General features: G+C 73.1%; 13 protein-coding genes and 1 pseudogene. 11 read left to right on the top strand and 3 right to left on the bottom strand.

All coding sequences use genetic code 11. The annotated features are described in order from the left end of the window. The first annotated feature begins 7 nt into the window (after window positions 1-7). The 5 genes and pseudogenes from ACH427_RS22685 to ACH427_RS22665 all read left to right on the top strand — a co-directional run bounded on the left by ACH427_RS22685 (window position 8) and on the right by ACH427_RS22665 (window position 3,978). A complete protein-coding gene (locus ACH427_RS22685; protein WP_398871843.1) occupies window positions 8-622 on the top strand; it encodes a DUF6230 family protein in 615 nt (204 codons plus the stop codon). Next, the gene (locus ACH427_RS22680) at window positions 613-1,551 is read left to right on the top strand and encodes a DUF6114 domain-containing protein (RefSeq protein WP_398871841.1); all 939 of its coding nucleotides are present in this window, start codon (window positions 613-615) and stop codon (window positions 1,549-1,551) included. The genes ACH427_RS22685 and ACH427_RS22680 overlap by 10 nt, the downstream gene beginning before the upstream one ends. A gap of 93 nt (window positions 1,552-1,644) precedes the next feature. Next, a pseudogene (dhaL, locus tag ACH427_RS22675) lies at window positions 1,645-2,268 on the top strand (dihydroxyacetone kinase subunit DhaL); the annotation flags it as partial. Next, a complete protein-coding gene (locus ACH427_RS22670) occupies window positions 2,248-2,739 on the top strand; it encodes a PTS-dependent dihydroxyacetone kinase phosphotransferase subunit DhaM (RefSeq protein ID WP_398872045.1) in 492 nt (163 codons plus the stop codon). The pseudogene dhaL and the gene ACH427_RS22670, both read left to right, overlap by 21 nt. Window positions 2,740-2,850: 111 nt before the next feature. Then, window positions 2,851-3,978, top strand: a complete 1,128-nt coding sequence (locus tag ACH427_RS22665; protein WP_398871839.1) for a PP2C family protein-serine/threonine phosphatase — start codon at window positions 2,851-2,853, stop codon at window positions 3,976-3,978. Window positions 3,979-4,192: 214 nt separating this feature from the next. On the opposite strand, the gene ACH427_RS22660 is transcribed toward ACH427_RS22665, so the two are convergent. Next, window positions 4,193-4,903, bottom strand: coding sequence for a PIG-L deacetylase family protein (locus ACH427_RS22660; protein ID WP_398872043.1), 711 nt, complete (start codon window positions 4,901-4,903; stop codon window positions 4,193-4,195). A 171-nt stretch (window positions 4,904-5,074) separates the two neighbouring features. On the opposite strand from ACH427_RS22660, the gene ACH427_RS22655 reads away from it, so the two are divergent. The 6 genes from ACH427_RS22655 to ACH427_RS22630 all read left to right on the top strand — a co-directional run bounded on the left by ACH427_RS22655 (window position 5,075) and on the right by ACH427_RS22630 (window position 9,962). Next, window positions 5,075-6,136 carry an ABC transporter substrate-binding protein gene (locus ACH427_RS22655; RefSeq protein WP_398871837.1) on the top strand — a complete coding sequence of 354 codons (1,062 nt, stop codon included), beginning with the start codon at window positions 5,075-5,077 and terminating at the stop codon, window positions 6,134-6,136. Continuing rightward, window positions 6,137-7,204, top strand: a complete 1,068-nt coding sequence (locus tag ACH427_RS22650; RefSeq protein ID WP_398871835.1) for a FecCD family ABC transporter permease — start codon at window positions 6,137-6,139, stop codon at window positions 7,202-7,204. Between the two features lie 4 nt (window positions 7,205-7,208). Next, a complete protein-coding gene (locus ACH427_RS22645; RefSeq protein ID WP_398871833.1) occupies window positions 7,209-7,985 on the top strand; it encodes an ABC transporter ATP-binding protein in 777 nt (258 codons plus the stop codon). A gap of 65 nt (window positions 7,986-8,050) precedes the next feature. Further along, a complete protein-coding gene (locus ACH427_RS22640; RefSeq protein WP_398871831.1) occupies window positions 8,051-9,265 on the top strand; it encodes a helix-turn-helix domain-containing protein in 1,215 nt (404 codons plus the stop codon). Between the two features lie 303 nt (window positions 9,266-9,568). Beyond that, on the top strand, window positions 9,569-9,772 hold the full coding sequence (locus ACH427_RS22635) for a hypothetical protein (RefSeq protein ID WP_398871829.1): 204 nt from the start codon (window positions 9,569-9,571) through the stop codon (window positions 9,770-9,772). After that, complete coding sequence (locus tag ACH427_RS22630; protein WP_398871827.1) at window positions 9,765-9,962, top strand: hypothetical protein; 198 nt, start codon at window positions 9,765-9,767, stop codon at window positions 9,960-9,962. Before ACH427_RS22635 ends, ACH427_RS22630 begins: the two co-directional genes overlap by 8 nt. A gap of 180 nt (window positions 9,963-10,142) precedes the next feature. On the opposite strand, the gene ACH427_RS22625 is transcribed toward ACH427_RS22630, so the two are convergent. Continuing rightward, window positions 10,143-11,075, bottom strand: a complete 933-nt coding sequence (locus tag ACH427_RS22625) for an L-tyrosine/L-tryptophan isonitrile synthase family protein (protein ID WP_398871825.1) — start codon at window positions 11,073-11,075, stop codon at window positions 10,143-10,145. 7 nt (window positions 11,076-11,082) lie between these two features. Next, complete coding sequence (locus tag ACH427_RS22620) at window positions 11,083-12,330, bottom strand: cytochrome P450 (protein ID WP_398871823.1); 1,248 nt, start codon at window positions 12,328-12,330, stop codon at window positions 11,083-11,085. Between the last annotated feature and the right edge of the window lie 84 nt (window positions 12,331-12,414).

Raw genomic sequence — 12,414 nt, 5'->3', positions numbered from 1 at the left:
GGGCGCAGTGAGCGGAACCGACCGACGCCTGCCGGAGGGCAGAACCGGCTGGAGGAAGACGGCCGTGGTGGCCGTCCCCGCCCTCGCCGCCGTGGCCGCGATGGCGACGGCGATGGCACAGGGCGCGCTGGCCGCGTCCTTCGCGGTATCCGGCACCAACTTCCAGGTGCAGTCCGGGAAACTGACGAGCAAGGGGCTCTCCTCGTTCGTCCAGACCGACCGCTCCGTGGACGGCAAGGGCCACCCGGTGTCGCTGCTGGGCATCGGCGACGCGCGGCTGAGCGACATCTGCCAGTCCGCGTCCGTGCCCACCCCGCTGGGGAACGTGGTCTTCAAGCTCACCGCGGGCGGCGGCGCGGGCGAGGTGAGCGCGAGCAAGCTGGTCATCGACGGCGAGGACCTCGTCGGCGACGCCACCTTCGGCACCGCTCAGATCGGCCGGGACGCCTCCACGCTCGACGCGGTGCCGGACGTCAAGGGCGAGGCGGGCCGGTTCGGGCTCCAGGCCGGGGACATCACGGTGGCCGGGGTGCGCTCGCACGCCTGGTCCGCGACCGGCGGCAACTTCCGGCTGCCGGGGCTGCGGCTGAACGTGAGCCTGGACGGCAAGAAGTGCTTCTGAGCGGCCGGTTCACCACGGCGGTGGAGCGGCGGCTGCCCTTCCCGGAGCGGCGGCGGGCCTTTTGGGCATGGCGGCGCACCCGGCCCTTCTGGGCCGGGCTGCTGCTCGTGCTCGGCGGGGCGGAGCTGCTGGTCGTGCCGCTGTCACCGGTGCCCGTGCTGGTCAGCCTGGGACTGGGCGGGCTGGCCGCGCTCGGGATCGGACTGGCGCTGATCGTCGCCGGGGTGTTCCTGTGGTGCGCGCCGTCGGCGCGGCACTACGTGAGCATCAACGCCCTGATCCTGTCCGTCCTCTCCTTCGCCGCGACCAACCTGGGCGGCTTCCTGGTCGGCATGCTGCTGGGGGTCGCGGGCAGCGCCATGGGCTTCGGCTGGACCCCGGCCGAGCGCCGGGAGGCCGGGCCGGGGCCGTCCCGGACGCTGTCGGTCGCCCTGCCGTTCGTGCTGGCGGCGGCGGTCGGTGCCCCGGCGGCGGACCACGCGGAGGCGGCGCCGCGCGGCGCCTCCGGCATCCCGGCCGCGGCGGTCCCGCCGGCCGTGCGCACGTCGCTCTTCGCACCGCGCGGCTTCGCGTTCGGCGGGGTCACCCAGGTGCCCACGGCCAAGGGGCCGTTGAAGGTGCTGGTCCTCAAGATGGGCTCCGCCTCGCTGAAGGACTACCGGATGACCACGCGGGACGGCGGCGCGGAGCTGTCCCTCGGGGCACGCACGCTGGACCTGAGCGGCGATGTGACGCTCTATCTCACGAAGTTCAGCGGGTGCCTGGAGGGCCTGCTGTGCGTGACCTTCTCCCCCGACGGGCTTCCCGTGCCGCCGGTGATCCCGCCCTTCGTCTTCATGACGGACGTCCACGCGGAACAGGCGCTGGTCACCTCGGACGTCATCGGGGCCGACGGACTGCGGGTGGGGGTGACGCCTCCCGGCGCGTGAGGGCCGGGCCCGGCTGCCCGCGGTCCCGGGGGGCGTGCGCATTACGCTGAGCCGACCCGGACCCCAAGCCGCAGCGACGAGGAGCACCGCACCATGACCGCCCCGCTCGACCTCGCCTTCTTCCACCGGTTCCTCCACCGCGCCACGCGCGTCCTCGTCGCGGAGGCCGCGTATCTGACCGACCTCGACGCCGCCATCGGCGACGCCGACCACGGCGCCAACCTCAAGCGCGGCTTCACCTCCGCCGCCGACGCCCTGGCCGCCGAGGCGCCCGCCACGCCGGGCGCCCTGCTCACCACCGTGGGCGTGCACCTCACCAACACCGTGGGCGGCGCCTCCGGCCCCCTGTACGGGACGGTCCTGCGCCGGATGGGCAAGATCCTCGGCGACGACGCCGTGGTCGAACCGGCGACGCTGGGGCGGGCGCTGGCCGCGGCCGTGGCGAGCGTGCGGCGCCTCGGTGACGCGGCGCCCGGCGACAAGACGATGGTCGACGCGTTGCAGCCGGCCGCGGACGCGTACACCGAGGCCCTGGCGGACGGCGGCGTGACGGCGGCGCTGGACGCGGCGGCGCGGGCGGCCCGCGCGGGCGCGGAGGCGACCATCCCGATGCGGGCGCGGCGCGGCCGGGCCAGCTATCTGGGCGACCGCAGCATCGGCCACCAGGACCCGGGCGCCACCTCGTCGGCGCTGCTGATGACAGCGCTGTACGAGGCCACCGACCCGGAGCTGTGCGCGGCGCCCGTCGAGGCGAGCCAGGCGCCCGCGCCGGAGCCCGGGCGCGCACCGGGCCGGGTCGGCGTGGTGCTGGTCTCGCACAGCCGTGATGTGGCCGCCGCCACGGCCGCGCTCGCCCGCGCCCTGACCGGCACGCCCTCCCCCGCGCCGGTCGCCGGGGCGGGCGGGCTGCCGGACGGCTCGGTCGGCACCAGCGCGGAGCTGGTCCGGGCGGCGGTCACGGGGGTGGACGAGGGCGCGGGTGTGGTGGTGCTGTGCGACATGGGCAGCGCGGTGCTCACGGTCAAGGCACTGCTGGCCGACGGCTCGCTGGGCGCCGACGGCGTACGCATCGCGGACGCCCCCTTCGTGGAGGGCGCGGTCACCGCCGTGGTGACGGCGTCCGCCGGTGGTGACCTGGCGACGGTGCTCGCGGCGACCGACGACGCGCGGACGTACCGCAAACTCTGAGGCAACCCGGGGTCAAGATCGCACCGGGTGGCCGAGGCGCGGCGGCCGTGGAAGGCTGGAGCTGGCGAAATACCCTATGCAGCCCATTTCCGGCGTGGAGGTCCCGCCACGGTGTCGTCGCGCAGCAGGCCTTTCGCGCTCGTCCTCGTCTATCTCCTGGTCATCGTGGCCGTCGATCTGACGACCCCGTCCAATCTCCGGCTGGACGTCTTCGCGGCGCTCGCGCCGATGACGGCGGCCGCGGTGTGCACGTATCAGCAGACGGTCTTCGTCGGCGTCCTGGACTTCTGCCTGATGGTGGCCCACCACGGCGTGCTCAACAGCGACGTGGCGGTCAACCGCGTCGGGTCCTTCGTGGGCAACGCCCTGATGGTGGGCGCGAGCATCGCGGTGGCCCGGCTCCGGCGCGACGGCGAGGACCTGCTGGAGCGGGTGCGGGCCACCGGGGAGGCCGCGCAGCGGGCGCTGTTGCGGCCCCTGCCGCTGCGCACGCACAGCGTGGTCGTGGACGGCTTCTATGTGTCGTCCCAGCGGGAGGCACTGGTCGGCGGCGACCTCTACGAGGTCGTCGACACGCCGTACGGCGCCCGGGTGCTGATCGGCGACGTACGGGGCAAGGGCCTGGGCACCCTCGGCGCGGGGGCCGCGGTGCTGACGGCGTTCCGGGAGGCCGCCTACCACCGGCGCGACCTGGAGAGCGGGGTGGAGGCGATGGAGCAGGGGCTCTACCGCTACCACCGGTCGGCGGCGTACGAGGCGAGGTCCACGGGCGCGGAGGACGTGGCGCTGCGCGCGTCGGAGGAGTTCGTGACGGCGCTGGTGTTCGGGACCGAGGAGGCGGCCGCGCCGGAGGCCGGGGCGGTGCCCGTGGTGTTCGTCGACTGCGGTCACGTGGCGCCGTTCCTCATCGGTCCGGAGGGCGGGGTGCGGGAGCTGGAGACACCGGACCCGGGGCTGCCGCTGGGCCTGGGCGACCTGTCCACGGCGCCGCGCACCACGCAACGGGTCGAGCTGCCCGCCGGTGGCCGGGTGCTGGCCTGCACCGACGGCGTCACCGAGGCCCGCGCGCCGGACGGCGGTTTCTACCCCCTGGCCGAACGGCTGGACGCGTGGGCCACGCTGTCGACCTCCGAGCTGCTGGAGCGGCTGCGCGCGGATCTCGACGCGCACACGGGCGGGAAGTTGCAGGACGACGCGGCCGTGCTGGTGATGGAGCGGGTGCCGGTGGGCTGCGGCTGAGATCCCGGCGCGGCTCCTGGAGGCAAGCCCGGATTGTCCGCCTGCCGGGCCGACAACGGGCCGGCGGCGGGGCGTACCGGCCCCGCGGACACGCGGAGTTCCTGCTCGGCGCCGGGTAGCGGGGCCTGCCGCGCTGCCCGGCACCCCGCCGAGGAGGCACCCGCACGCGGTGTCCCCGCGGAGCACAGCGAACGCGCCCGGCGACTGAACGGCTCTAGCGGCTGAACAGCTCGAAGGCCACCCCCGGCCGTCCTCCGAAGCGCTCCGCCACCGCCTTCATGTTGCCTTCCAGGAACTTCCGGCAGTACGTCTCCGGGTCGTCCTTCGTCAGCGCCTCGATATAGGTGCGGTGACAGAGCAGGGACGCCACGGCCCGGTCGAGGCCCGTGCTCGCGTCGACGGCGTGGGTGGGGTGCGGGGAGCCCGCGACGGCCACATAGCGGACGCCGTCCCAGGGCAGCAGGCCGTCGTCGGTGAGCTCGGGGAAGATCCAGCGGTTGCCCGCGTCACCGACGGCGTCCAGCACCGCCCGGCCGACCGCCCGGTGGTCGGGGGTGTTCCAGTAGACGCCGCCCCACGTGTCGTGGTGGTTGAGGGTCAGGACGAGTTCGGGCCGGTGGCGGCGGATGGCCGCCGCGAAGTCGCGGCGCAGCCGGGGCCCGTACTCGATGACACCGTCGCGGTGCCCCAGGAACTCCACGGTCCGCACGCCGACCACCGCGGCGGAGGCGCGCTGTTCCGTCTCCCGCAGCGGCCCTGCCTCGGCCGGGGCGAGCGTGTCGATGCCCGCCTCCCCGGCGCTGGCCAGCACGTACACGCACTCGCGGCCGTCGTCGAGCCAGGTCGCGACGGCCGCGGAGGCACCGTATTCCAGGTCGTCGGGGTGGGCGACGACGGCCAGGGCGCGCCGCCAGTCGGTGGGCATCTCCTTGAGCTGGTCCGCCACGGCGGTCTCCTTCGCTCGTCGACTCGGCTCGGGCAGCGTACGTCGTGATTCCTCGCGACGCGCGGGAACCGGGTGGGCCGACGGTCCGACTACCTGTCCGGACCCGCGCGGACGGGTCCGCGCGGATGTCGAGTTCTGGAGTGTTTTCTGATGCGCCCTCGTGTGTGGTGCGGTGTGCTGGCCGCTGTGGCCCTGTCGGCGACGGCTTGCGGCAGTGGCGGTGCGAAGAAGTCCGACGACGCGGGGGCCGAGTCCTCGGCACGCGCGGGCTTCCCGGTGACCGTCTCCGACTGCATGGGGGCGAGGACGACGTTCGACTCCGCGCCGAAGAAGATCGTCACCAGCAACGCGGCGAGCCTGGAGCTGCTGATGTGGCTGGGCGCGGGCGACAAGCTGGCCGGTACGGGCTTCCCGCCCGGCAAGGGCGCGCTGCCCGAGCAGTTCGCGGACCAGGCGGCGAAGGTCCCCGTGCTGGGGAAGATGGGCATCCCCAAGGAGAAGCTGCTGGCCTCGGGCGCCGATCTGTACGTCGACTCGTTCTCCTCCATGAAGAACATGGGGAAGATGGGCGACGCCCCGACGGCCAAGGAGTTCGAGGCGGCGGGCATCAAGCACGTCTTCCTGAAGTCGTCGGCCTGCGCGTCGATGAGCAAGGCGCCGCGCACGGACCTCTCCGGCGTGGAGGCCGACGTCCTGGAGATGGGCAAGGTCACCGGCACCTCCGCGCGCGCCGACGAACTGGTCGGCCAGATGCGCAAGAAGACGGACACCGTCCGCGACGCGCTCAAGGACGTGCCCGAGGCGAAGCGGCCGACGTATTTCTTCTTCGACTACGACGCCGGCACCAAGCAGCCCATGGCGGTGTGCAACCGGCAGGTCGCCAACGCGGTGATCACCCAGGCCGGCGGCCGGAACGTCTTCGCCGGCTGCGACGGCGACTTCAAGCCGGTGGGCTGGGAGGACGTCGTCGCCAAGAACCCCGACTGGATCCAGCTCGGCGTGCGCAACCGCGGCAGCGAGGAGGCCAACAAGAAGGCGTTCGACGAGGCCGCCGACTTCCTGCGCACCTTCCCCGCGACCAAGGACCTCACCGCCGTCAAGGAGGGCCACTTCGTACGCATCGGCTCCGAGCGGACCACGATCGGCGGGGTGCGCAGCGCCGACACCGTGCGCGAGATCGCGCACACGCTCCACCCGGACCTGGTGAAGTAGGTGGCCGCGCTCGCCACGGCCGCGAAGGCGGAGCGGGAGCGTGAGCCGGGCGCGCGGGCCGGGTGGGTCGGCGCCGTGCTGGGCGTCGCCCTGGTGGCCGCGCTGACCGCCTCCGTGTGCCTGGGCTCGACGGACGTCCCGCTCGGCGAGGTGTGGTCCTCGGTGGCGCGCGGCATCCGCGGCGCGGACCCGGTGCCGGGCACCCAGGACCTCATCGTGTGGCAGCTGCGCGTGCCGCGCGCACTGCTCGCGGCCGTGGTGGGCGCGGGCCTGGGCCTGGTCGGCACGGCCGTCCAGGCACTGGTCCGCAATCCGCTCGCGGACCCCTATCTGCTCGGCATCTCCAGCGGCGCGTCACTGGGCGCGGTCGCGGCGATCGTGCTGGGCGCGGGTGCGGGCGGGCTGCTCGGGCTCGGCCTGTCCTCGGCGGCCTTCGCCGGGGCGCTGGCGTCCTTCGCCCTGGTGTGGGCCATGGCCCGCCGGGGCGGCGGGTTCTCGCCGCTGCGCCTGGTGCTGTCGGGGGTGGGCATCGGGCAGTTCCTGTCGGGCTTCACCCACTATCTGGTGCTCCAGGCCGGGGACGACCAGCAGACGCACGGGGTGCTGTTCTGGCTGATGGGTTCGCTGGGCGGCGCCCAGTGGTCCACGCTCGCGCTGCCCGTGGTCGCGGTGCTGCTCGGCCTGGTGGCCCTGGTGGCCCGCGCCCGGGCCCTCGACGCGATGCTGATGGGCGACGAGACGGCGGCCGGGCTGGGCGTGGACGTGGTCCGGCTGCGGCGCGAGCTGTTCGTGGTCACCAGCGTGCTCACCGGCGTGCTGGTGTCGGTGTCCGGGGCCATCGGCTTCGTGGGCCTGATGGTGCCGCACGTCTGCCGGATGGTGGTGGGCGGCGCGCACCGCCGGCTGCTGCCGGTGGCGGCGCTGTTCGGCGCCGTGCTCCTGGTGGTCGTCGACCTCCTGGCCCGTACGGCCCTGCCGGACCAGGAGCTGCCGGTGGGCGTGGTCACCGCGCTGATCGGCGCGCCGACGCTGCTGTATCTGCTGGACCGACGGCTGGAGCGGGGGTAGCGGCGTGCGTGTCGCCATCGAAGGACTCGAAGTGGCCCTGTCCGGGCGGACGGTGGTCTCCGGCGTGGACCTGCTCGCGGAGGACGGCGAGATCGCGGGACTGATCGGCCCGAACGGCAGCGGGAAGTCGACCCTCCTGCGCACCGTCTACCGCTATCTGCGCCCGCACGCCGGACGCGTCCTGCTCGGCGGTACGGACGTCCGCTCCCTGACGACGGCGGAGTCGGCCCGCCTGGTGGCCGCCCTGCCGCAGGAGCGCGGCAGCGACTTCGAACTGTCGGTCCGCGCGGTCGTGGCCATGGGCCGCACCCCCTACAAGCGGGCGTTCGCGGCCGAGGACCGCACGGACGCGGACCTGGTCGCGGCGGCCCTGGAACAGGTCGGCATGGCGGGCGCCGGCACCCGCCGCTTCTCGGCCCTCTCCGGAGGCGAACGCCAACGGGTGCTGCTGGCAAGGGCGCTCGCGCAGGACCCCCGGGTACTCGTCCTGGACGAGCCGACCAACCACCTCGATGTCCAGCACCAGGTGGAACTCCTGGCGTTGCTGCGCGCGCAGCGCCGTACGACGCTTCTCTCCTTGCACGACCTCAATGCGGCGGCGTCGCTGTGCGACCGCTTGCACGTACTGCACGAAGGGGCGCTGGTGGCGTCGGGTCCACCGCGCGACGTCCTGACGCCGGGGCTGCTGGCGGAGGTCTTCGGGGTGCGGGCGGCGGTGGTGGATCATCCGCTGACGGGGGATCCGCTGATCGCTTTCGATCATCGGGGGGCTGGGCGGTAGTTGTCGCCTGAGGCGATCTCGCTTCGCCCCGCTTTCGTCGCGCCCGGGAGCGGTAGCGTGGGGCCATGGTGACGGAACACCTGGGCGACCGTTTGGGCAGGCTCCGCAAGCTTGCCGACCTCACGCAAGAGGGGCTGGCGGAGCGGTCCGGCGTGTCCGTGGACGTGGTCCGCAAGCTTGAGCAGAAGCGGAAGCACAGCGCACGCCTGCCGACCCTGCACGCGCTGTCCCGGGGACTGGGCGTCGAACTGACAACCCTCCTCGGAGACCCGCCCGGAGTCCCGTCCACCGGAGACGCCGACCCTCCTCAGTTGGTTGCTCTGCGTCGCGCGATCATGCCCCCGCTGTTCGCCCCGCCTCCGGAGCCGAACGGCGCCGAGCGACTGACCGCGCCTCTTCTGAGACGCGAGATCTCCGACAGCTGGACCCTTTACCACGACGCCGATTTCGGTCGGCTCATGGAGATGCTGCCCGGCATCATCTCCGACGCGCGCTTCGCTGCCGCTGTGGGGAACGTGGACGAACGCGCGGCGGCGCAGGCCGCATTGGGCAAGGCGCTGCAATTGGCCGGGCACCTCGCCATCCGCCTGGGGAAGACCGACCTCGCGCTGAGCGCACTTGAGCGCGCCATGAGCGCCGCCTCGGACTCCTCGGACCCGTTGCTCGCACCGATGATCAGCAACAGCGTGGCCTGGAACTACCAGCGGCAGAACCGGCTCGACGACGCCGAGCGCCTTGCCGTGTACGCCGCCGATTCGGTCGAGAAGGAGCATGGGAAGAACGCCGAGGGGTTGAGGGTCTGGGGTGCGCTCATCATGTCCGCCGCCACATCCGCCGCCCGCGCCGGCGACTACGCGACAGCGAACGACATGATGAACACAGCGGAGAACGCCACCCACAAACTGGCCACGCTCCCTCCTCCCGCCGACGGAAAGATGGTGTCGGTGTTCAGCCGCTCATCCGTACGGATCGAGCGCGTCCGCCTCGCCGTCCAGCACGCACGGCCCGAAGAAGCGCTGGCACTGGCCAAGGGAATGCGCCTCAGCGCCGATACTCCCCCTTCCTGGCGCACGTGGCTCCTGCTGGACGTCGCCCGAGCACACACGGACCTGGGCGACGCCGAGGGCGCCGTGCAGGCACTTGAGAAGCTTCGGCAGATCGCCCCGGCCTGGGTGCGGCACCACACGCTCGCCGTGGCGATCGTCAGCGACCTGTGGGCAGGCTCGTACCGCCCGCCCGGCCTGCGGAAGCTCGCCGAGTTCCTGGGCGTCGCCAACTAAGCCCGCGAAACTAGGACGTTGCGTCCCTGTCTCGCTCCCGCCTCTCAGGGTTTGCTGGCCTGACGCACGTACCCCCGCGACCGTCCGACCGGCCCGGGGGCGTGGACCACCCGAGAAGGACGAGCAGGCAGCCATGACAGAGCATAAGCAGGCGCAGCCCACACCGGACACCCCAGCACGAACCGACCATCGCACACCCAGCCACCCGCCCGCCGAGGCCCCCGAGGAACGGACACGGGCCCGACGGATCTTCCAGGTCGGCCCGTACACCGTGGAGACACACCACGAGAGGCCGCCATGCTGATGCCACGCCCACTCAGCCCCGCCTACGCGGCCGCACCGACCGTCTCCCCGCCGCTGTCGCCGACTGCCGGCTCCATCCACCACCCGACAGACTGGAGCCGCACCATGGGTGGAGAGAACGAGGTCAACGGGTACGACGTATTCGAGGAAGAGATCGTGACCCCGACCCCACAGCCGGAGGAGGGCGACGGCGACGATGACTGACGAGCCCGTCCCGGACGAGCCGCCGAGCAACCGGTTCCTGATCGGAATGCTGATCAAGCGCGATCTGCCCGACCGGTCCGGACCCTCCGAGTGGTGCGGCAAGCATCCGAAGGAGCGGACACGGCTCGTGGTCCGTACGGGATGGGTCTGTCTCGACTGCGTCGGGGAGAAGAGCAGGAAGCAACCGTAAACCGGTCACGGCTCGTGCCCCGTCCGCGCCCTCATCGCGAGGCGTGGGGACGGGGCTTCTCGCTGGTCGGGCGGGTGCGGGCCCTGCCCGCTCCCGGAGATCCCCGCGGCGGAGCCGCACATCAGACGCGGCCGGGGAGGAGGCAGGCCCGCCCCACACACCCCGTACCCAAAGCCCCGCTCAAGCCACCGCTTCGAAATGGCTCGGCCGCCCGCCCGACGACACCAGCCGGCCCACCCGCTCCGCGTCCGCGCGACGCATCAAACGAGCCTCTCCCCCCGCCCCCCGGAGCACAGCGCCATGCCACGGCGTGGCCCACGCGTCCGCCGCGTCCAGCAGCCGGATGCCGAACTTCTCCGAGCCCGCCCGCTGTGGGTGGATGGACAGCCGTACCGACCGCGGGTGGCAGTCGGCGATGAGGTCGCCCCACGCGCGGCTCCGTGCGATGACGCCGTACGCCCGCCGCTTGCACTCGCGCTGGAGCGCGGAGTTCGTGCCGGTGAAGTCCGCCGTGTCCTCGAAGAGGAAGCGGGTGATGCCGCGGTAGAGCCGCAGGGTCTCCTCGTCACCGGCGCGGACCTGCGCGCGCAGGGCGTCGAGTGAGGGGGCGTAGGCGGCGGTGACCAGCTCCCGCTTGGTGTCGTGGTCGAGGTCGCCGTGCACGTCGCGCATGTCGAAGGTCTCGAGGTGGCCCAGCCGTTCGCGGTCGATCAGGGCGCGCAGTTCGTCCCCGTAGGCGTCGATGTGGTGGTCGGGGACCCGGATGAGGTCGCCGAAGATATGCCCGTCGGAGCAGATGACGATACGGGCCCCGGGCTCGTATATCTCGCCGACGCGGGCGCACAGCCCGTCGAGGAAGCGCAGGGAGAGCCGCTCGCCCTCGTCGGGGAGGTGGCCGAGCACCTTGGCAGGGTTGGGCGATTTGCAGGGGAAGCCGGGGAGGGTGAAGACGATGGTCTCGTCGGCGGACGTGAACTGCCGTATCTGTTCCAGCTGTTCGGGGTGATCGGCGGGTTCGGAGGGGGTCGCCTCCGCCGTGCGATGGTACGGCAGGAGGAGGCCGAGCACGCGTTCTTCGACGGTGGTGCGGGTCAGGGTCGCTGCGTAGGACATGGTGCGGTCATCCACGGGGGCGGGGGCAGGCGGGCCGGTCGAAGGCGACGGGCAGTTCGCCGACGCCGCGGCCGAGGACGGCGGGGATCCAGGGGAGTTCCTCTTCGGGGACGGCGAGTCGCAGGCCCGGCAGGCGGGTGAGCAAGGTGCCGAGGGCGACCTGGAGTTCGGCGCGGGCCAGGGCCGCGCCGGGGCAGAAGTGGGTGCCGTGCCCGAAGGCCAGGTGGGAGCCCTGTGCCCGGTCGAGGTCGAGCGTGTCGGGGTCGGGGAAGCGCTCGGGGTCGCGGTTGGCGGCGCAGAGGGAGACGATGACGGAGTCGCCGGCGGGGACGCGCCTGCCGTGCAGGTCGGCGTCCTCGGCGAGGAAGCGCCAGGTGGTGAGCTCGAAGGCGCTGTCGATGCGCAGGAGTTCCTCCACCGCGGCGGGCAGCAGCCCGGGCTCGGCGCGCAGCCGCTCCAGTGCCTCGGGCGCTCGAAGGAGCGAGACGACGGCGGTGGTGATCTGGTTGGTGACGGGCTCCTGGCCGGCCACCAGCAGCTGGAAGATCATGGAGTCCAGCTCCTCCTCGGTCAGCTCGCCCGCGTCGCGGGCGGTGACCAGGCGGGAGAGCAGCCCGTCGCCGGGCGCGGCGCGCCGGTCGGCGACCACCTCGGCAATATAGCCCTGGAGTTCGCGCAGCAGCGCCTCGTAGGCGGGGCGGCCCGGGTCGGTGGGGCCGACGGGGGCGACGACCTTGCCCCAGTCGCGCCGGAAGCGGACGGCGAGGTGCGGCGGCAGGCCGATGACCTCGGCGAGCACCTGGAAGGGGAACCGCGCGGCGAAGCAGCGCACGAGGTCCGCGGAGTCCGCGTCGGCGGGCATGGCGTCGACGAGCGCGTCGGCCATCTCCTGGAAGCGGGGGCGCAGCTCCTCGACCCGGCGCGGCGCGAAGGCGTCGGTGATCAGGCGGCGCATCGCGGTGTGCTTGGGCGCGTCCTGGTGGAGGAGGTGGACCTGGAGCTGGGAGTGCTGCGGCTCGGGCATGATCGAGGCGTTCTCGCGCCAGCGGTCGTTGCCCAGCGCGTGGTTCTTGCCCAGCCGGGGGTCGGCGAGGGTCCGCTGGGCGGCGGCGTGGCCGGTCACGAGCCAGGCGGTGACACCGCTGGGGAAGCGCACCCGGTGGATGGGCCCGGCCGCGCGCATGCGCGCGTAGAGCGGGTAGGGGTCCCGCTTGTATTCGGGTCCGTAGAGGGGAATCGGCTCGGGCAGCGGCACGGCGGGGGCTCCTCGCGAAGTCGTGGACCCCAAGGAAGTCGGACGGCGCGGGCGATGAGTTCCCGCCGGATCGTCCAAGGCTCG

The organism is Streptomyces sp. NPDC020379 (assembly GCF_044387105.1).
Lineage (GTDB): Bacteria > Actinomycetota > Actinomycetes > Streptomycetales > Streptomycetaceae > Streptomyces.
Note: the sequence above shows the minus strand (reverse complement) of the source record. Positions and strands in the feature narration are given on the sequence as shown.